The organism is Klebsiella sp. NPDC088457, from assembly GCF_044900465.1.
Classification (GTDB): domain Bacteria; phylum Pseudomonadota; class Gammaproteobacteria; order Enterobacterales; family Enterobacteriaceae; genus Klebsiella.
In genome coordinates, this window is sequence record NZ_JBJDNH010000065.1 from 1 (window position 1) to 20,245 (window position 20,245).

The following is a 20,245-nucleotide window of genomic DNA, read 5'->3' on the forward strand; positions in this document are numbered from 1 at the left end:
GCTTTTCGCCTGATACGCTATGCGGTGGCCGCCATGCAGCGACACCTGGAAGCTGGCCATAAGAAGCTGCCCCTGGTGATACCGGTCCTGTTCTATACCGGTAAGCGCAGTCCGTATCCGTACTCCACCCGGTGGCTGGATGAGTTTGACGACCCGAATCTGGCATGCACACTTTACAGCAGCGCTTTTCCGCTGGTAGACGTTACGGTCATTCCGGATGATGAAATCGCTGGCCATCGCAGTATGGCCGCACTAACTTTACTGCAAAAGCATATTCATCAGCGGGACCTGGCTGAACTGGTTGATCGGCTGGCACCCATTTTGCTGGCCGGATATCTGTCTTCATCGCAGGTAATATCGCTGGTACACTATATAGTGCAGGCAGGCGAAACAGCCGACGCCGAAGCCTTTGTACGCGAACTGGCACAGCGTGTGCCGCAACACGGAGACGCACTTATGACCATCGCACAGCAGCTTGAACAGAAGGGCATCGAGAAGGGGATTCAGCTCGGTGAACAACGTGGTATTGAAAAAGGCCGTTCAGAAGGGGAGCGCGAAGCGACTCTGAAAATAGCCCGTACCATGCTGCAGAACGGCATTGACCGCAATACCGTCATGAAAATGACCGGTCTGACCGAAGACGATCTGGCGCAGATCCGTCATTAATCCCCCTCTCCTGGCGCTCCCTGTCCGGCCATCAGCGAATACTGGTGGGGCAGGGAGGCACCAGACTCAGGCTCTGCCTGCCAGCCACAGCGATTAAACAGCTTCATCACCCCCGCTACGTTCCCCGTCAGACGCGCTGTCAGCGGATTTATCTGTCGGCCACTGTCGTCAAAAGCGGCATCGAGGCTGGCCCGAGAGAGATAAATGCCGTTCACGCCCGCACTGAGCACCACAGCATTCCGGCCGGACCATTCCCGATCGCTCAGCAGACGGTAGTTCCAGTGCATATCTTTCGCTGTTTCCAGGGCATACGTCAGCCGGAACAGGTCGTTCTGCTCGGACAACTCACCGGTACAGGAACGCCAGAGGTAATTCAGCTTGCTGGCCAGCTTCGCACTGACGCCCATCTGGCGGCCCTGTTTCAGCAGCCACTCGATGTCCGGCGTCACCTCGCGCGAAAACCGGCGCTGCTTCAGCGCGGTCGCCAGCCAGCGGGTGAGAAAGAGATTTTCCTGTGCCGGCGAGAGAACGCCACTATCCTGTCTGGCCAGCGCAAGCGCCACCAGTGCACACCAGGCCAGATGGCCGGTTCTGTCTGTCATTGCCATACCGGCAGACTCCCTTTACTGATATTCATCCCTTACTTTAAATTCACCGTTGAGTGGTTAACGCTTCAGCTCGTCACGCAACAGCCAGGTTGCCTCGCCGAAGCAGGCTGCACCGACTGTCTGTTCCCAGGTTTCCTTCCGCTCCAGCTGCTTCTCCAGCGCGTGAAAATCAGCATGAGAGAGCACTATATCTTCACGTTCGCCGGGAGATTCCAGAACATAGCCGTCAGGTATGCGCACCTCTGACTGAGCAGCTTTTTTCGCACACATACGGTAAAAGGGGTTCTTCGCCGGAACCGCCGAAATTTCCGGCCAAGTGATTAGTCAAAAAGCAGTTTTGTCAGTTTATACATTTTTCCCTTACTCTCAGTGACCTAAACCATGCTATGACTGCAAATCCCCATCGGATCAACCACCAATATTCAAAACGACGCAAATGCTGGTTCATTGCTCTAAGTGCTTCAAGTATTTTGTCATGGCAATCATCAGACGACTGCTGTTTTCCATTAACTTTATTGATGATACAGTTTGTACAGGCTGCAATCCGTTCACGCGTCAGGGAATCAGCAACCAGAGTTGCTCGCCCTGAAGCGCACAAAAGTTCGTTGAGAGTGTCGCGGGTAAATTCTTCCAGTACCAGCTCGGGAAAAGCCGGTTTAATGCTCCGTGTCTTGTATTTTTCAAACCCTTTATCTGCACATAAGGCATCCATTGCGGTGAACATCAGGCAACTGTAGTCGTTGTAATGTTCTATCGTGAGTTCATAACGTTTCATCCGCCTACGTCCCCGTTCTTTTAAAAGATAGGATAACATACCTGACAGAGCTGTAATAAGCATGCTGAGCATTCCCGCAGCCCACGAATTTTTTGAGATAAGTGATAATAATTCTGCCAGCATCTCCACACGTTGCGGCTCCCTTAAATTAGCACTTTATACCGGATTCGTCGATTAGCAATCGTATCACCTATGATATGAAAATAACTATAATAAATACTTAGACGGTATATATGCTCTTACCATATTTAGAATGAAAGGAGCTATAATCGGCACTATCGCTATAACACCACCACCTTGATAATCAAAAAGATATTTGACAAAGAGCACTGTTGTTACCAAAGATAGAAGTACGCTAGTAATCAAGCGCTTATTACTCAGTCTTTCTTTAAAAAATGCTGCATAACCCCAAGTGTAATATATGAAAGTCCCCACAATCGCTATAAGGTTAGAGCCATGACTATCCCCGGTATATTCATAAATATCACTACCTGATTCATCTAAATATCGGTTTGCGTAAACAAGGTTACTAATCATCAATATCAAGAAAATATAAATATTATTTTTTTCACATTCGTCTCCATAACTTAGACAACACATCCAGATATCTTCTGTATACTGGCTGTATTGATTATTTATTTGTTACAGTAATATTCAAATGATTTACTATAGAAATCACCAAAGCCCAATGGCCTCCATAACGTATCAAAACCCATATGAGAGTTTAGATTGTCGGCCATGAATTTATCATTTCGCTTAAATAACAGATTGTTATCCCTATAGAACTCAGTACTGTATAGCGCGTACTGGCGTTTTTTACAGTTAATATAAATGTTTTTTATGGTTGCATCGAACTGAAATTTATTTCCAAATGAATCGGCATAACTCATTAGCCTTCCTCTCTTATTTACATCAAAGAAAGGAGCGAAAACGATACCAGCCATGTCCATTTGTGGTTTTACCCTGAGCACCCACATATCTTCTGCTGAGCTTGATGTATATTTTTCCCATATGCTAGCAGCAAGTACATGTTCGGGAATGCATATATAAAAAACCAAAATTGATAGAAAATTAACCGAAAACTTTCTGAAAATTTCATTTCTCATTTTTTAACCTTTTTATTAAATTAACTTGACATCATTGCCTTGACCTTGGCATCTATTTTTTCGGCAAAAATATACGTAAGTATAATTATAAATCCCAAAAGCCAGTCCAGCAGATTAGTTCTATGAAAAATGCTGTCGACTGAGAGATCGTAATTATATAATTGGTCTTTTAATATAACGGCAGCAATGGAGACAACCCAAAATGAAAGGGTCTTAAATGGTCTTTTCCAGTTTTCTGAAAGGTAATCTTTTAGGTTCTGATCGTTCATTTTTGTCCTCGCGCAAGTGTTCGATAAACAGTAGGTCGGGAGACTGAAAATAATTCAGCCAAATCACTGATTGAATACTCACCACATCCATGCATTCTACAAAGCTCTTTTTGCTGCTTGTCGGGGTTTGACGGTCAATGATGTAAAAAACCACGTTAAGAGGTTAATTCATTGTTTTTAAACGCATGGTCTTCCTGTATTCACTGGGTGTAAGACCTTTAATTCGGCGAAACGCATGACTGAAAGCGCTGTCAGAATCATATCCAAATGCCTGCCCCAGGGAAAAAACCGGAGTATCTGAATTTATCAGCGCGCTGCCGTGCTGAGGCTTCGCCAGTTCGTTTGCCAGCTTTTCCAGTGACCAGTGAAGGGCATCAGCCTGAGGCGCATTCCGGCGGATAATGAGAACGGGCGGCAGCAGTTCAGAAATCAGTGACATATCCTCATTGAATTCAAACCGGCCGCCTACGAGGTAAAAATCTTCTTCTGTACCATAACGGGCGATACCGTTCACGGCGTTACAGTATACTTTTTGCGCGTTTATCGTTTTTACATCAGGACCGCTCCCGAGCGTAAATGCCCTCTGCCGGCTGAGAAGGAAACAATCGCCCTCATGGAGAAAAACAGGATCCCCGGTATTTTCCACCGTCAGCCAGCAACTGCCTTTGCGCACTGTATTAAATTTGAAACCCTCAGGAGCCGGAAAACTGATAGCCCACTCCCCGCCTGCGTAAAGCCCGGTGAAAAAGGTCGATTTCGCACTGAGAGAGAGCAGAAAATCTGAAAGTGGGTCTGACTGCATCCTGGACGATCCCGACAGAAATAAGGATTATTTTACATTTAATTCTGGCACATCGTCAGCGAATAATAAACCGGACTTATTTAACAAGGCACCAGGGAGTGTTTTATGAATAATATGCAAAAGCCTCTGAATTCCGGATTCAGTTCCCGATCTTCGGCCAGTGAGGTGGTCTCGGGGCTGAACCTGACCGGACTGACGGCGGTAGTGACCGGCGGCCATTCCGGGATAGGATTTGAAACGTCCCGGGCGCTCTCACAAGCCGGTGCACGGGTCATTGTCGGTGCAAGGCACCAGAAAGAAGCAGAGAGCAGATTACGCGGAACGCCCCGCATCCAGGTCGCGGAGCTTGACCTGGCCCGCCCGGAGAGTATTACTGCTTTTGCCTGTCAGGTTATGTCATCACACCAACACATAGACATTCTCATCTGCAGCGCAGGCATTATGGCCTGCCCTGAAACCCGGACGTCTGACGGGCAGGAAATTCAGTTTGCTGTAAATCATCTCGGGCATTATGTCCTTATTAATCGCTTATGGCCGGCTCTGAAAGGCAACGCAAGAGTCGTACTGGTTTCATCCGCAGGACATCACGCCTCTGGCATGCGGTGGAACGACCTGACTTTTTCAGAAAGTTATGATAAATGGCTGGCTTACGGGCAATCGAAAACGGCGAATGCCCTTTGTGCAGTCCATCTGGACAGGATAGGCAGGGAGCAGGGGGTTCGGGCTTTTTCACTGCACCCGGGAAAAATATTTACTCCCCTGCAGCGCCATCTTACACAACAGGAAATGACGGATGCCGGATGGCTGGACAAAGAAGGCCGGCCAGCAGATCCGGAATTTAAAACGCCACAACAGGGTGCCGCTACGCAGGTCTGGGCGGCAACATCACCTTCTCTCGATGGGAAAGGAGGCGTGTACTGTGAAGACTGCGACATAGCAGAGATTGATGAGAGCATTGCTCCCACTTTCAGAGGGGTCAGAGCCTGGGCGGTTTCCCCGTCAGAAGCTGAACGTCTGTGGCTGTTGTCTGCTTCTCTGACGGGCATTGATGCAGTAAGCCGCTCCGCCTGATTTTTACTGTATCACAGGGTCTGCCGCCTGAGACGGAAACATGTCGCGCGTGATATTCCTGTCCTGCGCACGACTTCTTTTACCGGCAGACCCTCTTTAATCATCTTCAGTGCTGCCTGAGAGGCCTTATGGGGTTTCCGTCCGAACTTTACTCCAGCCTCCATTGCGGCTGTCCGCCCGTCATTGGTTCGCTCCAGAATGCGTTCACGCTCGGCCTCTGCTACGGCGGCAAGGATCTGGATAATCATCTTACCCATCGTGCCTTCCGTGCTGAGGCCATTTTCCAGGAAGCGAATGGCAATGCCTTTTTTATAGCAGGCATCCACGATATGAATCATGTCAGCGGTGTTGCGGCCAAGCCGGTCCATTTTTGTGCAGATGATGATGTCATCTTTCTCTGCCCGACCAAGGAGGCGCTGAAGTCCTTCCCGTTCGTCGGTTGCTCCGCTCATCATGTCGGTAAAAATCCGGTCCTCACGCACACCGGCATTTTTTAACTCCATGATCTGCACGGTCAGCTTCTGATGACTGGTTGATACTCTGGCATAGCCCAGTCACGCCATTTTAAGTCTCACAAATCGTTTTTGATACCAAATGGTATCATAATGCATAAGTTGCGATTTCTGATACCCGTTTCCGCTCCGGTTTTGACGGGTATCAAATATCATAATATCTGATACTGCCAAAAGTATGATGGAATAATGGATGATAAAGGAATGTGCTGATGAGTGGTGATTTTCTGACCGATGACCAGATTCAGAATTATGGCTGCTATGCCGCTGAGCCAAATGAAGTTCAGCTGGCAAAGTATTTTCATCTTGATGAGCGCGATCTGGATTTCGTTAATCAGCGCCGGGGCAGGCACAACCGGTTTGGCATTGCTCTTCAGCTCACCACCGCCCGTTTTCTGGGCTCGTTTCTGAATGATCTTATGCAGACCCCTGCTGGCGTACGGCGCTATGTGGCTGCCCAGTTAGGTATTCCCCGACCGGAGGTCCTGTCCCGTTACGCATTGAGGGAAAATACACGCTGGGAACACCATGCGCTTATCAGACAGCATTATGGCTATCATGATTTTGGCGATTTCCCCTGGGCGTTCAGGCTTAAACGTCTGCTGTACACCAGGGCATGGCTCAGCAATGAGCGTCCCGGACTGATGTTTGATTTTGCGACGGCATGGCTGCTTCAGCACAAAGTGTTGCTGCCCGCCGCCTCCACGCTGACAAGGATTATTGGTGAAGTAAGGGAACGGGCTAATCGTCGCCTGTGGAGAAAGCTGGCGTCGCTGCCTGACAGCTGGCAGACAGCACAACTGGCTGGCTTACTGGAGGTCCCTGAAGGACAGCGGGTGTCTGTGATGGAGCAGTTGCGAAAAGGTCCTGTAGAGATAAGCGGCCCGTCTTTTATAGAGGCACTGGAACGGTACACCCGCCTGAGGAACCTTGAGTTTTCACGGCTGAATTTTGACGGTCTCCCGGCCATACAACTGCGTAATCTGGCCCGCTATGCGGGAATGGCGTCAGCAAGGTATATCGCCAGAATGCCCGAAATACGACGTCTGGCCGTTCTGACCGCGTTTGTTAAAGCGCAGGAAACATCAGCGTTGGACGACGCCGTTGATGTGCTTGATATGCTGATCGTGGACATTACCCGCGAGGCGAAGAAAACAGGGCAGAAAAAGCGGCTCAGGACGCTGAAAGATCTTGACCGGGCAGCATTGCTTCTGGCGAGGGCCTGCGCACTTCTGCTTGACGAAAATACGGATGATAAAACGCTGCGAAAGACCATATTCAGCAGCGTGCCGGTCGCCAGGCTTGCGGAGTCTGTTGATAAAGTTAACGAACTCGCCCGACCGCAGGACAACAACTTCCATGATGAAATGGTGGGGCAGTACGGACGGGTAAAGCGTTTCCTGCCCGCGCTTCTGCGTGATCTTCACTTTCGGGCCGTGCCTGGCGGTGAGCATACCCTGGCTGCTATCCATTACCTGACAGAACTGAACGGTTCGAAAAAACGTATCCTTGATGATGCGCCTGAGCACATCATTACCGGTCCCTGGAAACGTCTGGTTTATGATGCGGAGGGACGGATTCAACGCGCCGGTTATTCACTGTGCCTGCTGGAGTGCCTTCAGGATTCACTGCGGCGTCGTGATCTCTGGCTGGAAAACAGCGAGCGCTGGGGAGATCCGCGTCAGAAGCTGCTTCAGGGGAAAGAATGGCAGGCTCAGCGAGTCGCAGTCTGTCGAGCACTTGGGCACCCCACTGACGGCAGAACAGCCGCAGAGCAACTGGCGAATCAACTGGACAAAACCTGGAAAGCCGTTTCTGCGCGCTTTGACGGCAATGAGGCCGTGAGCATGTGTCACGAAGGTAAATACCCCTCTCTGACGATAGGCAGTCTGGAAAAGCTCGATGAGTCGTCCGCGCTGACGCAACTGAGCAGCCGGGTGAAACAACTTCTTCCGCCAGTGGATCTCACTGAACTGCTGCTTGAGATCGATGCCAGAACAGGCTTTACCCGTGAGTTTACGCACGTCAGTGAATCAGAGGCCAGAGCAAAAGACCTGCACGTCAGTCTGTGTGCCGTTCTGCTGGCCGAGGCCTGCAACATCGGGCATGAACCCCTGATAAAACACAATATACCGGCGCTGACCCGCCACCGGCTCAGCTGGGTGAAACAGAATTACCTCCGGGCTGAAACGCTGGTCAGCGCCAACGCCCGGCTGGTCGATTTTCAGTCCACGCTGGAACTGGCCGGTCGCTGGGGTGGCGGCGATGTGGCTTCAGCCGATGGCATGCGCTTTGTTACCCCGGTTAAAACCCTCAACGCCGGACCTAACCGGAAATACTTTGGTTCAGGGCGGGGGATCACCTGGTATAACTTCATTTCCGATCAGTATTCCGGGTTTCACGGCATCGTCATACCGGGGACGCTGAGGGATTCTATTTTTGTACTGGAAGGTCTTCTGGAACAGCAGACCGGGCTGAATCCGGTTGAAATAATGACGGATACGGCAGGAACCAGCGATATTATTTTTGGCTTGTTCTGGCTGCTGGGATACCAGTTTTCGCCCCGGCTGGCGGATGCCGGAGAAGCCGTATTCTGGCGAATCGACAAAAATGCCCACTACGGCGTACTGGATGAACTGGCGCGGGGATGCGTGGATCTGCCGAAGGTTGAAAATCACTGGGATGAAATGATGCGGGCATCCGGCTCCCTGAAGCTGGGTACTATCCATGCATCGGAACTGCTCCGTTCTCTGCTCAGGAGTACCCGTCCATCGGCGTTGGCGCAGGCGATCATGGAAGTGGGGAGAGTTAACAAGACGCTGTACCTTCTTAATTATATTGATGATGAGGATTATCGTCGCCGTATCCTGACCCAGTTAAACCGGGGAGAAGGCCGCCATGCCGTCGCCAGGGCCATCTGTTATGGACAGCGTGGTGAAATCAGAAAACGTTACCGTGAGGGACAGGAAGACCAGCTTGGTGCGCTGGGCCTGGTCACAAATGCGGTCGTACTGTGGAACACGCTTTACATGCAGGAAGCGCTTTTGCATCTCAGAATGATGGGGGAAACGCCAGAGGATGAGCATATTGCCCGGCTTTCGCCACTGATGCACAGGCATATCAATATGCTGGGGCATTATACGTTTACACTACCGGAGGATATTCTGAAGGGAGAGTTGAGACCATTAAATTTCAATTTGAACAATGAATTATCTCCTTAGCGTGGTTTTTTACATCATTGACCGTCAAACCCCGTGTATTGTTTATCCTGCAGCATGAATCCGTTCTCATCAATGCCGGGCGAGCGGTAAAGGTCATACTGAGAGACAGATCATTGCCACGCTTACCGGTTCTCATGGTCGGGTCTATCCTGCCCATAACAGTACTGCTCCCGATATTACACTCATGATGAGTGGTACAGTGTTAACACAGGGTGAAGTCACCAATACTGACCGGATAAGATCATATGCAGTACAACCTGTAACTTATTATTTTACAGGTTCATGTTTTTATGTGACAGATCCATAAAAGGCAAAACCTTCCGTACAGAATGAAATTGCATCGGTGATGCCTGCTGGGTAATGTTCAGCATACGATACAAACCGCAATATCACTAAATTAAATTTTAAATGTAAAAAAAGTGAATCTATTTTTTTAATCATCGAATAATAATTTCCCCCGGAGGAGTTATGCCTTTAGCAATTGGTTTAAATAGCGGTTCTTCATTTGATGGAATTGATGTTGTATTGATTGATATTCCTTTAGATTCTGATGGATACCCAAAACGTCCTGTCTTTAAATCAGGTAAAAGTTATGCATGGCCAAAAGTCGTTGCTGAAAAAGTCATCCGCAGCTTCGAGAATAAATTATCTGTATTTGAATTATGCCGTCTGAACTATGAGATTGGTGCCGTTTTTGCTGAATGTATTCAGAATTTCATGGACGAAGAGAACATAACTGACAGCGATGTTGAAGTCATTGGTTATGATGCACAAACTATCTATCAGGAACCTCCTGTGCATGAGGGACTGGCTGCATACCAGAAAGACAACCAAAATATCCTTGAACGCTGGACATCGGGCATTTATGCCTGTGGGCTGCAGATTGGCGAGCCTGCCATTGTTTCTGCCATAACCAACATTATCACCGTCAATAATTACCGGCCGGCAGACCATGTTCTGGGGGGGACGGGAGCGCCATTAATGCAATACTTGGACTATGTCGCTTTCCGTGAAATTGGTCCTGTTCTGACTCTTAACATCGGTGGTATTGCAAACTGCCATCTGGCCCATAAAGACCGGAGTAAAATGTATGCCTTTGACACCGGACCAGGTAACGTCATGATTGATCATGCCATGAATATCCTCTATGGCCTTGATTACGATAAAGATGGAGAAACGGCACGCAGCGGTAAAATTATCAGTGCAATGCTTGAAGAATTGTTCCAGCATGAGTATTTCAAACGTCCAATTCCTCGCTGCGCATGGCGACTTGATTTTGGTTCCAGCTATGCTAATGGCATGCTTGAAAAATATAAAATGGAAAAGAAAGAAGATATTATTGCCACATTGACGGAGTTTACCGCGCTGGCAATTTCAAGATCCATTAAAGATAACATTCCTGATCTTGCTGGTTTGTCTCAGATTATCGCCAGTGGCGGCGGGACTAAAAATAAATTCCTGCTGGAAAGACTACAGAAACAATTCCCGGTAATGGATATTGTTGAATCAGATGTGTATGGCATCCCATCTGTGTTTAAAGAAGCCATTAAGTTCGCCACACTGGCTTATGCAACGATCAACCAGTTCGCTAATAACATTCCGGCGGCGTGTGGCGCTTCAGAATTTACGGTGCTGGGTAAAGTATCCTATCCACCAAAAGCGGCAAAATTTAAAAATTGATCATATAAAATGGTAGGGCTTTGCCCTACCATTCATGGAGTACATCATGGTAAACCACTCTGTATCTCTAAATAATAAAATAAAGAAAACATTTATACTTATTGTTATTGTGTTTTTCTTTTGGGGTTTTTCTCATGGATTGCTTGATGTTTTAAATAAGCACTTCCAGGACAGTTTAGATATTGACAAGGCTCATTCTGCATTGTTACAGTTGGCCTATTATGGTGCATATGTATTTGTCGCCATACCCACAGGAAAATTGATGGAAAGGTATGGTTTTAAAAGTTCAATTTTAACAGGTCTCTCTTTTTTTGCATTTGGCTCATTACTTTTTGTACCCGCAACACTGGCAAACACATTCCTCTCTTTTCTTATTGCCATCTTCATCCTGGCTATGGGATTAGGATGCCTTGAGACTGGTGCCAACAGCTATGCGGCATCAATAGGAAGTGAGGATGAAACAGCAAAAAGACTTAACCTTGCCCAGACTTTTAACGGTGTTGGTCTTCTCCTGGGGCCCGTGGTAGGGGGGAGCATTTTTTTCATTCCATCCATCTCAATAGGCTCAGTGGATCTGAACCCCGTCATGCTGACATATGTATCGATGGCGGTTATCGTTATTATATTTCTCTCCTACCTGTATTTTTCAAAGCTTTATGAACCTTCAACAAAAGAAAGTCACAATGAGGTTAATAGCCCTTGCCGTTACCCTGTCGGCAAAGCTTCCGATTTATGGCGGCTTCCTTCTTTTACGTCTGCTTTGCTTTGTGTGTGGTTACAGGTTGGCGCATTAGTGGGCATTGGGGCGTTCTTTATCAATTTTGCCATCGAGAACGTTGATGTAACGGCGAAAACGGCGTCGATGTTACTGTCTGTTGGCCTTTTTCTGTTTATGGCTGGTCGGGTGGTCAGTCTGATTGCATTAAAATACATCGAGGCGAATAAATTATTATTTACTTATTCAATGATGGCTGCGTTAGCCTGTGTTGTGATTCTGTGTGATATCCGGTATGTGTCCATTGTGGGTGTATATGTCTGCTATTACTGTATGTCCATTCAATATCCATCTATTTTTGCCGCGGCATTATCTGGACTAGGTGAGTTTAAAAAAATAGCCACCTCATATCTGGTCTTAGGTATTTCTGGCGGAGCCATATACCCATACCTGATGGGAATGATTGCCGATATCACCGGTAAAACCGCTTATAGTTTCATCCTTCCTATGTTTAGTTATATAGTAATATCATTGTATGCTTATACTAAAATGAATATAAAAAAGAGCAATAATGGAAACATAGTTTAAGATCGGTGACGTTCCATACCGGACATGCAGAAAGATAATGATATCTTCCAGCATGTCCGGAAAATGAGATATACTGTCCGTAGACTTAATGCCGACAGAAGTGATGATGATGATTAAATCCGAACAGGTTTATAATGTCTTATATAAAGAAATCATTAACGGGAACTACAACCCCGGCGATAAATTACCATCTGAAAATAATCTTTCAGTCCGATTTGGCGTCTCGAGGCCAACGATAGCCAGGGCATTAATGAAACTGCAGGAAATGGATATAATCTACAGTAAAAAAGGCTCAGGGCATTTTATTTCTTTAACCGGCGTCAACAAACTACACTATGCTATACTGGCTCCACGTATGGCGCAGGATGACAGCAGGTATATTCTTGATGAACTTTTTGAACTACTGAAAAAAATTGCTACCAGAAGCCATGTCACGTTATTAAAAGGACGAATGCACTTCAAGAATGAGCATTTCCAGAATATTATAAAAACCATTAAACTTGCGGTTGATGAATATGGAAAAGAAAATGTGCAGGGAATATTTTATGTTCCGATTGAGTTTGTCAGAGAATCCGAGTTAATCAACAAAGTCATTCTTGAATACATAAAAAAATTAAACATTCAGGTTATTCTTCTCGATCGTGATTATGTTGCCCCTCCTTTAACTGGTGATTTTGATGTTATTATGATGAACAATATGTCAGCCGGTTATTGTATGACTACCCACTTATTACGTTCAGGGGCAAAAAAAATTGCTTTCCTGATGTTAAAAGACAGTGCCATGACTATTACTTCCAGACTGTATGGATTTAACATAGCAGTACAGGAAACGTCGAATAGTTCCACCATTATTAAAACTGAAAAAATCAGTACAGAAACCATAGACACATTACGGCTAAACAACGTAAACCATGTTGTGTGTGCCAATGACTTTACGGCCAAATGTTTAACGGAACTGTGGCAGATACATAACCCAAAAATACCACTGTACACCGTGAGTTTTGATAATGCCTCATTCTCTGATGATGTCAATTATTCGCTCACCACATGGAAACATCCCCTGCATGAGATAGCCATCACAGCAATGGAATTGATGAACGAGCGGGTTTCCAATCCATTAACCCCGATACGGGTTGTTCTGCTGAACGGTGCGATAGTAAAACGAAAGTCGAGCGGACTATAAAAAGGTTAGATCAAAGTGTCATTGGGTATAGCGGTATTATCATGGAAACATTTTTGCATCAGTAACCGGTCCTTCCAGATACTATCGTCAATGACACTTTTAATTAATCTTTCGTTCCTCTGTGTCTGAATTGAGTGGGCCTTTATTTTCGAGTCTTGTACCAGGCAAAGTGTAATACATTTCTGTTGGGGTAATGCTTTGAGTAACCCCAGAAGGGTGATGATTCAAATTTACTGATAGCGTCTGATTTTCAGATAATGCCCGATGACTTTGTCATGCAACTCCACCGATTTTAGAACGTAGCGCCCTTGCAGGGCGAGCGTCACGGCTCTGCCGTTCCGATGGTGTTCATGCCCTGAGCCCCGTTTTATACTCTGCGGCATGTATATTCCACGTCCCGCAAAATTGCTGTTTACCATTGATGACGGCTGGAATAAATTTCTCGAAGAATTCGGCGACCACGTCACTCCCTAGACCCGCCTCTGCGTCGAGCGTATGCTCGCCTGCGGTACCGCCAGCATGGGCGTGCGTCGTTACTGCTGCGCATCGGCCGACTGCACCCATTCCCGTTTTTTCTGCCAGAGCTGTAAGTCAAAGGCCTGCAGCGCCTGCGGTTTTAAAGCCACCGAGCAATGGGTATAGCAGCAGAGCCATATCGTCGGGTATTACAGCTCGCTAAGGCCACATGACTATAACGGTGGGTTACCCCCAAACGAATCGAAAAATCGATACTGGAAAAACTCTAAAGCGGTGGCCAGTTTTAGTTGACCACTACACGTATGCACAGTGTGTGCTGTACAAGACATAGCAGACCTTAGTCAATACTCGACAGGTGCGACTGCTAATCTGGCCGATTTGTACTGTGCTTTGGCGGCGGATGGTAAACCTGAAGGGCAATAGTAGTATTGATTACCACATCATTTATACAGGATAGTAACAATTAGAATCAATCTAGTAACTGTTAAGGCGGCAGTTTAAGCAACTTTTGCAACATTTGCGCTGTAATGTTCTGTCAAGATATATAAGGAAGTTTGCACCCACGGGATCAGTTCTTGTTCTCTTTTGTCAGGTCAGCCGATGGTGTTCCTGCAAACCTATACCGGCCATCAATATCACGGCCACGTCGACTACAGATGTGACCTCCAGGCGCATTCTGTTTTCTTCTTAAGGAGCGATATGTTTAGTTCAGAGAGTACCTTAGCGAAAGGCGGCCGATGGTTGCTCGCAATCATTTTAGGCGTGTTTGGCGTTGTGATCGCTGCCGGGGGCGCATGGCTTATTGTCCTTGGTGGGAACTGGTATTACGCGATTGCAGGTATTCTTAGCATTATTAGTGCGGTTTGGCTCGCTCGTCGTTCTTATAAAGCTACCTTGTGGTTCGGTGTGCTTTTCATCTTTACCCTTGTTTGGACCATCAATGAGTCGGGCCTGGACTACTGGGGATGGGTGCCGCGTTTTGCACTGATGCTGATTTTTGCCATCGTCTTCTCTTTTTTACTCCCTTCTCTCCATCAAAGGCTTTCACGCAGTGTGTCTCGCACTCTATCCGGCATTCTGGTGCTGGCTTTCGTGATCGCAGGTGGCCTTGCTTTCGTTCCTTACCATGTCACGGAGGCGAAGGATGTTCCGCCGGTTGCGGATAATCCGTTCGAAGCCGATACCGGCACGGGTGTGGGTCACACCATTCCCTCCACCGACTGGCCAGCTTACGGTGGTAATCAAGCGGTGGCGCGTTATTCGTCCGCGACTCAGATTACTCCCGACAATGTGAAGAACCTTCAGGTTGCCTGGCAAGCTGAGGCAGGCGATGTACCGAAAGATACGCGTTGGGGCGTTCAGAATACGCCATTGAAGATTGGCAACATGCTGTATGTGTGTGGCTATCTGAATAAAGTGGTAGCGCTGGATGCTGCGAGCGGTAAGAAGCAGTGGGAATTTGATCCAGGCATCACGCCCGAGTCGGTGCCTTATACACCGTCATGCCGTTCGATGGCTTACTATCAGGACCCGGCGGTTTCTGCTACGCCAGTAGCTAACATTGGCGCACTCTGTGCACGTCGCGTTATTGTCGGCACTCTCGATGCTCGAGTGATTGAACTTGATGCCCAGACCGGTCAGCGCTGTCAGGACTTCGGCAAGAACGGTGAAGTGAAAATCACTGACGATATGGGCCAAGTTTATCATGGCTATGTTTCTATTACTTCGCCGCCAGCCGTGATTCGCGACACCCTGGTGGTGGGTCATACAACGGTTGACGGACAGCGAGCATTCGGTCCATCAGGTGTGACCAAGGCGTATGATATCAAAACTGGTAAGCTGAAGTGGGCATGGGATGCTGCCGATCCGCAAAACACTGCACCGCGTGAAGGCAATGATCTCTACAAGCGTGGCTCACCTGACGTATGGGCGGCGTTCACCGGCGACGATAAACTCGGCCTGGTATTCTTACCAGTGGCAAATGCATCAGGCGATTACTACTCCAGCAGCCGTAGTGCGAACGAGAATAAGTATTCACCTTCTCTGACAGCACTGGATATCGAAACTGGTAAGCCTCGTTGGTCGTTCCAGAATACGCATAATGACGTATGGGATTACGATCCGGGTGCCTCACCGACGCTGGTTGATTATCCTCAGGCTGATGGTAGCAAAGTTCCGGCAATAATCTTCCCAACCAAAAACGGTGAAACCTACGTGCTCAATCGTGAGACAGGGAAATCGTTGTTTGGCGTGGAAGAACGCTCTGTTCCGCAAGGGGGTCTGGAGCCGCAGGCGCGTAGCAAAACTCAGCCTTTCTCTCTGTTTAATACGCTGACTAAGCCCGATCTCAAACCTGAGAACATGTGGGGCCTGACCCCGATAGACCAACTGGTATGTCGGATTCAGTTCGCCAAGGCCGATTATCGAGGTAAGTACACGCCACCAGGACTCGACAAACCTATAATCGATTATCCTGGCTATAACGGCGGTACCGACTGGGGGGGCGTGTCATTCGATCCGTCGCGTGGTCTGATCATTGCTAATTACAATGATATGCCGAACTATACCATACTGGTTTCCCGCAAAGATGCTGATGCGATGGGTTGGAAGGCGCGTGAAATCCTCAACGATCCTGTTCTAGAAGGACGTGCAGAGGGGGCTGGCGATCCTCAAGAAGGGGTTCCGGTTGCCGTTAATGTCAATGCCGGTTGGCAGTTACCGTTCACCGGTATGCTATGTAAAGAACCTCCTTACGGCGGCATTCGCGCTATCGATATCCGCGATGGACGAACCGTGTGGGATCGCCCGTTGGGTACCGCGCGTGAAAATGGTCCGTTTGGCTTGCCAACAGGATTGCCGATTGACATCGGTACGCCGAACAATGGCGGCTCAGTTGTAACGAAGTCAGGGTTGATCTTCATTGCAGCCGCCACGGATAATTTAATCCGCGCTATTGATATCAACAGCGGGAAAACCGTCTGGTCAATGCCGTTGCCAGCCGGAGCTCAGGCTACGCCGATAGTATACGAACAGGATGGCCGCGAATACGTGGTTATTACCGCTACCGGGCACCATTTCATGCATACCCCGCGTGGTAACTTCGTTATCGCCTATGCGTTACCGAAGTAAACAACATAAGTAACCCGGTAGGCCGGACGTCAGTCTGGCTTACCGGGTATTTTCTTTGTGGCATACCTCAAATTTTCTCTGGTTAACTCCTAGCAGTGTAGTGACACAATAAATCTGGTGTCGTGACAGCGGCGTCAGGTGTTCATCCTTCATCTTTGCGCCACGCTCTGAGAACCTCTCTTAGTTATCAGCAGACGCAAGAGTGGTGTGAGCAGGTTGCTGATATCGTTAAAACGATACCGGACGATATCCGTCATTCGCTGGAAACATTTACCTTCCCGGCAATACCGACAGTGTCTCTCGCGCTGCAGTATTTCCGTGAAACGACCATGTTTACGGGGGCGCAGGATATCTGCCATGCACCAGCTGGCTCATGGACCGGGGAAAGTAGTGCTGCCATGTTTCGTGAGATGGGCTGCCGGTATGCAGAGATTGGTCATGCGGAGCGGCGGCGTTATTTCGGCGAAACCACAGATATTATTCGCCAGAAAATAGAACGCGCATTCGAAACCGGGCTGATTCCTGTTATCTGTATCGGGGAACCGGAGAAAATGAGTGCGGAACAGGCCTCTGAATATGCAATAACTCAAGCGAATGATCTATTGAGTTCGTTTAGTCACGGTATGTTATTGCCAGTGATTTTTGCATGGGAACCTCAATGGGCAATCGGTGCGGCAGAACCGGCCAGCGATGAATATATTCAAACCGTTTGCTGCACTCTGCGGACAACTTACGCCATGAGTATGAGTCCCCCAGCAGTATGATTTATGGCGGAAGCGCAGGCCCCGGCCTGTTGACCCGGTTGTGGCCAGATGTCGATGGCATATTTCTTGGGCGTTTCGCGCATAATCCTCAGGCAATGGAATCAATTATTGATGAAGCAGTCAGGATTTTGAGAAGCGAACAGGATAAGAAATAAAAGACAAATCGGGTAAACCTGCGGTAAAAACCGGGTGGGCCGTATTATGCAACTGAACAGGATTAAGGCCGTGCGCGTCTATAAAAGCACCACGCCGCATAGCTGGCAGACCTTCAGTGGTTGCCCCTAATCGCGTGCAGCGGCAGTTTACGGTTATCCGGGCCAATCAGGTCTGGGTAACCGATATCACTTATAGTGTGCCCGGAGTTCAGGGCGAGCATGGATGCTCAAATGAACCACTAGTCTGTCTGGAATATTTAGCCGGTAACTCATGACGAGAAACCCAACAATCCCACCAGGTGTGACAGTGGAGAACCTTAGCGGCAATGGCCTGCGGCATGCCTGCAGGGTGATTGTGGGGAAACACGGGGACGCAGGGTGATTGAAGGCGACCTGTCCAGTTACTTCGACACCGTACATCACCACCTGCTGATGAAGGCCGTACGCCGCAGGATCAGTGACGAATGCTTGATGATTCTGCTGTGGCAAACCATCAAGGCGGGATATATCGATGTCGGTCTCTTTCGGACGGCCAGTGAAGGCGTGCCGCAGGGTGGCGTAATATCGCCGTTGCTGTCGAACATCATGCTGAATGAGTTCGATCAGTATCTGCATGAAAGCTATCTGAGCGGGAAAGCCAGAAAGGATCGATGGTACTGGAATAACAGTATCCAGCAACGCCGAAGTACCGCAGTCAGGGAAAACGGGGAATGGAAACCCGCCGTTGCTTATTGCCGCTATGCCGATGACTTCGTGCTCATTGTCTTGTACCAAAGCACAGGCGGAAGCCATAAGGGAAGAGTGTCGAGGCGTGCTTGAAGACAGTATTAAACGTAAGCGTGCGCCGAGAACCGTATTGACTGAGGTTGGTTATTCTGCTGGCAGTGTTACTCGCCATGGCAGCAGCTCGCTGACCCGGTTTATCGGCCAGTCTGCGATCACGTTAAGCACATGGTGAAGGTAGCGCTCTGGATCTACTCCGTTCAGTTTGCACGTTCCGATCAGGCTGTACAGCAGCGCACCGCGCTCACCACCATAATCCGAACCGAAGAACAGGTAGTTTTTGCGGCCCAGGCTGACCATCCGCAGCGCATTTTCAGCGATGTTATTATCTGCTTCGGCCCAGCCGTCGTCAGTATAGTAAGCCAACGCTGGCCACTGGTTCAGTGCGTACGTGAACGCTTTCGCCAGTTCTGAGTGTCGGGACAACGTTTTCACCTTTTCACGCAGCCAGCTTTCCAGTGATTTCAGTTGGGGGATCGTTTTAAGCTGGCGTTCGGCAAGTCGCTGCCCTGCCTGCATTCCCTTTATATCAGCCTCGATGGCGTACAACTGACCGATGCGCTTCAGCGCTTCTTCTAAGGTATCCGATAGCGTGCGTACATGCACATCATGGATTTTTCGACGGGCATGAGCCCAGCAGGCTGCTTCTTTTATATGACCTTCGCGATACAGCTCGTTGAACCCCGCATAGGCGTCTGCCTGCAGTACGCCGCTGAAGCCTGTAAGATGCGTTTGTGGGTGGATCCCTTTTCTGTCCGGGCTGTAGGCGAACCATACTGCCGGCGCCAGCTCTGACCCGGCGTTACGGTCGTCGCGAACGTATGTCCATAAGCGCCCGGTCTTCGTTTTCTTATTGCCCGGCAGGAGCACCGGGACCGGCGTATCGTCCACATGGAGTTTGCCGTCGGCCAGTACATAGTGCTGAAGGGCTTCTTCCAGCGGGGCCAGCAGGCGACAACATGCATCCACCCAGCCTGACAGCACGGAACGGCTTAGTTCCACACCCTGCCGGGCATAGATCTCTGACTGACGATACAGCGGTGCATGTTCTGCGTATTTTGACGTGAGTACCCGCGCCAGTAGCCCCGGACCGGCGATACCCCGTTCTATGGGGCGTGAGGGGGCCGGAGCCTGAACGATACGATCACATCGGCGGCAGGCATGTTTTTCCCGCACAGTGCGGATAACCCGGAAGGCGCTGCGCATCAGTTCCAGCTGTTCTGCTGCGTTTTCACCCAGGTAGCTCAGCGCACCACCGCAGTCCGGGCAACAGGATTCGGTCGGAAGCAGTCGTCTTTCATCACGGGGTAGCGATTCAGGGAGCGGTTTCCGGGTACGGGTCTGACGCAGCGGGCGCTGCACGGCCGGGTCATCCACCCGACCGGTAAGGGTATCGCTTTCTTTCTGCAACTGGTTAAGGTCGGCTTCCATCTGCGCTATACGACGGGAGACTTTTTCGGAGCGGCTGCCGAAGTTCATCCGGCGCAGCTTATCCAGCTGCGCCTGCAGGTGATCTATTTCGCGTTCACGCTCGTTCAGCTTTTCCAGCAGGGCACGGTTCAGCGCCTCCTGTTCGGCAAGGAGACGTTTCAGTTCATCAATATTGTCAGGAAGTGAGCTGTTCATGCCGGGTATATTACCAGGCTCATTCAGCGTCGACCAGGGTAAAGAGGCCTACAACATAGTCAAGGACGTAAGCAGTCTTTTAGGCTGCCGCCAGTCGATGCCTTCCATCAGCATC

General features: G+C 49.0%; 18 protein-coding genes and 4 pseudogenes. 11 read left to right on the plus strand and 11 right to left on the minus strand.

Going from position 1 to position 20,245, the window contains the following annotated elements; all coding sequences use genetic code 11:
* Positions 1-666 (plus strand): Rpn family recombination-promoting nuclease/putative transposase (locus ACI2JR_RS25945; protein WP_462479829.1); only part of this gene is annotated, 666 nt, incomplete at its 5' end.
* Here ACI2JR_RS25945 and ACI2JR_RS25950 read toward each other — a convergent pair.
* From ACI2JR_RS25950 to ACI2JR_RS25985, 8 genes and pseudogenes are all read right to left on the minus strand, one after another.
* Positions 663-1,274, minus strand: coding sequence for a DUF2913 family protein (locus ACI2JR_RS25950; protein ID WP_462479830.1), 612 nt, complete (start codon positions 1,272-1,274; stop codon positions 663-665). The genes ACI2JR_RS25945 and ACI2JR_RS25950 overlap by 4 nt on opposite strands.
* 57 nt (positions 1,275-1,331) lie before the next feature.
* The gene (locus ACI2JR_RS25955) at positions 1,332-1,544 is read right to left on the minus strand and encodes a cytoplasmic protein (RefSeq protein ID WP_462479831.1); all 213 of its coding nucleotides are present in this window, start codon (positions 1,542-1,544) and stop codon (positions 1,332-1,334) included.
* A gap of 70 nt (positions 1,545-1,614) precedes the next feature.
* Positions 1,615-2,172, minus strand: coding sequence for a hypothetical protein (locus ACI2JR_RS25960; protein ID WP_142906186.1), 558 nt, complete (start codon positions 2,170-2,172; stop codon positions 1,615-1,617).
* Between the two features lie 84 nt (positions 2,173-2,256).
* Positions 2,257-2,586: a hypothetical protein gene (locus ACI2JR_RS25965; protein ID WP_462479832.1), complete on the minus strand. Its 330-nt coding sequence runs from the start codon at positions 2,584-2,586 to the stop codon at positions 2,257-2,259.
* 98 nt (positions 2,587-2,684) lie between these two features.
* On the minus strand, positions 2,685-3,155 hold the full coding sequence (locus ACI2JR_RS25970) for a hypothetical protein (RefSeq protein WP_462479833.1): 471 nt from the start codon (positions 3,153-3,155) through the stop codon (positions 2,685-2,687).
* 20 nt (positions 3,156-3,175) lie between these two features.
* Positions 3,176-3,424 carry a hypothetical protein gene (locus ACI2JR_RS25975; protein WP_462479834.1) on the minus strand — a complete coding sequence of 83 codons (249 nt, stop codon included), beginning with the start codon at positions 3,422-3,424 and terminating at the stop codon, positions 3,176-3,178.
* Positions 3,421-3,558 (minus strand): annotated as a pseudogene (locus ACI2JR_RS25980) (helix-turn-helix domain-containing protein); the annotation flags it as partial. The pseudogene ACI2JR_RS25980 and the gene ACI2JR_RS25975, both read right to left, overlap by 4 nt.
* Before the next feature lie 29 nt (positions 3,559-3,587).
* Positions 3,588-4,226: an AraC family transcriptional regulator gene (locus tag ACI2JR_RS25985; RefSeq protein WP_462479835.1), complete on the minus strand. Its 639-nt coding sequence runs from the start codon at positions 4,224-4,226 to the stop codon at positions 3,588-3,590.
* A 105-nt stretch (positions 4,227-4,331) separates the two neighbouring features.
* On the opposite strand from ACI2JR_RS25985, the gene ACI2JR_RS25990 reads away from it, so the two are divergent.
* Positions 4,332-5,297, plus strand: coding sequence for an oxidoreductase (locus ACI2JR_RS25990; protein WP_462479836.1), 966 nt, complete (start codon positions 4,332-4,334; stop codon positions 5,295-5,297).
* An 11-nt stretch (positions 5,298-5,308) separates the two neighbouring features.
* On the opposite strand, the gene ACI2JR_RS25995 is transcribed toward ACI2JR_RS25990, so the two are convergent.
* Complete coding sequence (locus tag ACI2JR_RS25995) at positions 5,309-5,851, minus strand: recombinase family protein (protein WP_462479844.1); 543 nt, start codon at positions 5,849-5,851, stop codon at positions 5,309-5,311.
* A gap of 170 nt (positions 5,852-6,021) precedes the next feature.
* Here ACI2JR_RS25995 and ACI2JR_RS26000 point away from each other — a divergent pair, with 170 nt between their 5' ends.
* The 4 genes from ACI2JR_RS26000 to ACI2JR_RS26015 all read left to right on the plus strand — a co-directional run bounded on the left by ACI2JR_RS26000 (position 6,022) and on the right by ACI2JR_RS26015 (position 13,196).
* The gene (locus ACI2JR_RS26000; RefSeq protein ID WP_462479837.1) at positions 6,022-9,030 is read left to right on the plus strand and encodes a Tn3 family transposase; all 3,009 of its coding nucleotides are present in this window, start codon (positions 6,022-6,024) and stop codon (positions 9,028-9,030) included.
* A 468-nt stretch (positions 9,031-9,498) separates the two neighbouring features.
* Positions 9,499-10,710 carry an anhydro-N-acetylmuramic acid kinase gene (locus ACI2JR_RS26005; protein WP_144274066.1) on the plus strand — a complete coding sequence of 404 codons (1,212 nt, stop codon included), beginning with the start codon at positions 9,499-9,501 and terminating at the stop codon, positions 10,708-10,710.
* Between the two features lie 46 nt (positions 10,711-10,756).
* Entirely contained in the window at positions 10,757-12,013 is a 1,257-nt protein-coding gene (locus ACI2JR_RS26010; protein WP_462479838.1) for an MFS transporter, read from the plus strand.
* Between the two features lie 88 nt (positions 12,014-12,101).
* Complete coding sequence (locus ACI2JR_RS26015; RefSeq protein WP_462479839.1) at positions 12,102-13,196, plus strand: GntR family transcriptional regulator; 1,095 nt, start codon at positions 12,102-12,104, stop codon at positions 13,194-13,196.
* Between the two features lie 230 nt (positions 13,197-13,426).
* Here the strand turns inward: ACI2JR_RS26015 and ACI2JR_RS26020 are convergent.
* Positions 13,427-13,546: pseudogene (locus tag ACI2JR_RS26020) on the minus strand (IS1 family transposase); the annotation flags it as partial.
* 145 nt (positions 13,547-13,691) lie between these two features.
* Here ACI2JR_RS26020 and ACI2JR_RS26025 point away from each other — a divergent pair.
* The 5 genes and pseudogenes from ACI2JR_RS26025 to ACI2JR_RS26045 all read left to right on the plus strand — a co-directional run.
* On the plus strand, positions 13,692-13,838 hold the full coding sequence (locus ACI2JR_RS26025; protein WP_462479840.1) for a transposase zinc-binding domain-containing protein: 147 nt from the start codon (positions 13,692-13,694) through the stop codon (positions 13,836-13,838).
* A 435-nt stretch (positions 13,839-14,273) separates the two neighbouring features.
* Complete coding sequence (locus ACI2JR_RS26030; RefSeq protein WP_462479841.1) at positions 14,274-16,802, plus strand: membrane-bound PQQ-dependent dehydrogenase, glucose/quinate/shikimate family; 2,529 nt, start codon at positions 14,274-14,276, stop codon at positions 16,800-16,802.
* Between the two features lie 122 nt (positions 16,803-16,924).
* Entirely contained in the window at positions 16,925-17,566 is a 642-nt protein-coding gene (locus ACI2JR_RS26035) for a triose-phosphate isomerase family protein (protein ID WP_462479842.1), read from the plus strand.
* Between the two features lie 171 nt (positions 17,567-17,737).
* Positions 17,738-17,915 (plus strand): annotated as a pseudogene (locus ACI2JR_RS26040) (IS3 family transposase); the annotation flags it as partial.
* Positions 17,916-18,072: 157 nt separating this feature from the next.
* Positions 18,073-18,589 (plus strand): annotated as a pseudogene (locus ACI2JR_RS26045) (reverse transcriptase/maturase family protein); the annotation flags it as partial.
* Between the two features lie 2 nt (positions 18,590-18,591).
* On the opposite strand, the gene tnpC reads toward ACI2JR_RS26045, so the two are convergent.
* Entirely contained in the window at positions 18,592-20,130 is a 1,539-nt protein-coding gene (tnpC, locus tag ACI2JR_RS26050) for an IS66 family transposase (RefSeq protein ID WP_462479843.1), read from the minus strand.
* Between the last annotated feature and the right edge of the window lie 115 nt (positions 20,131-20,245).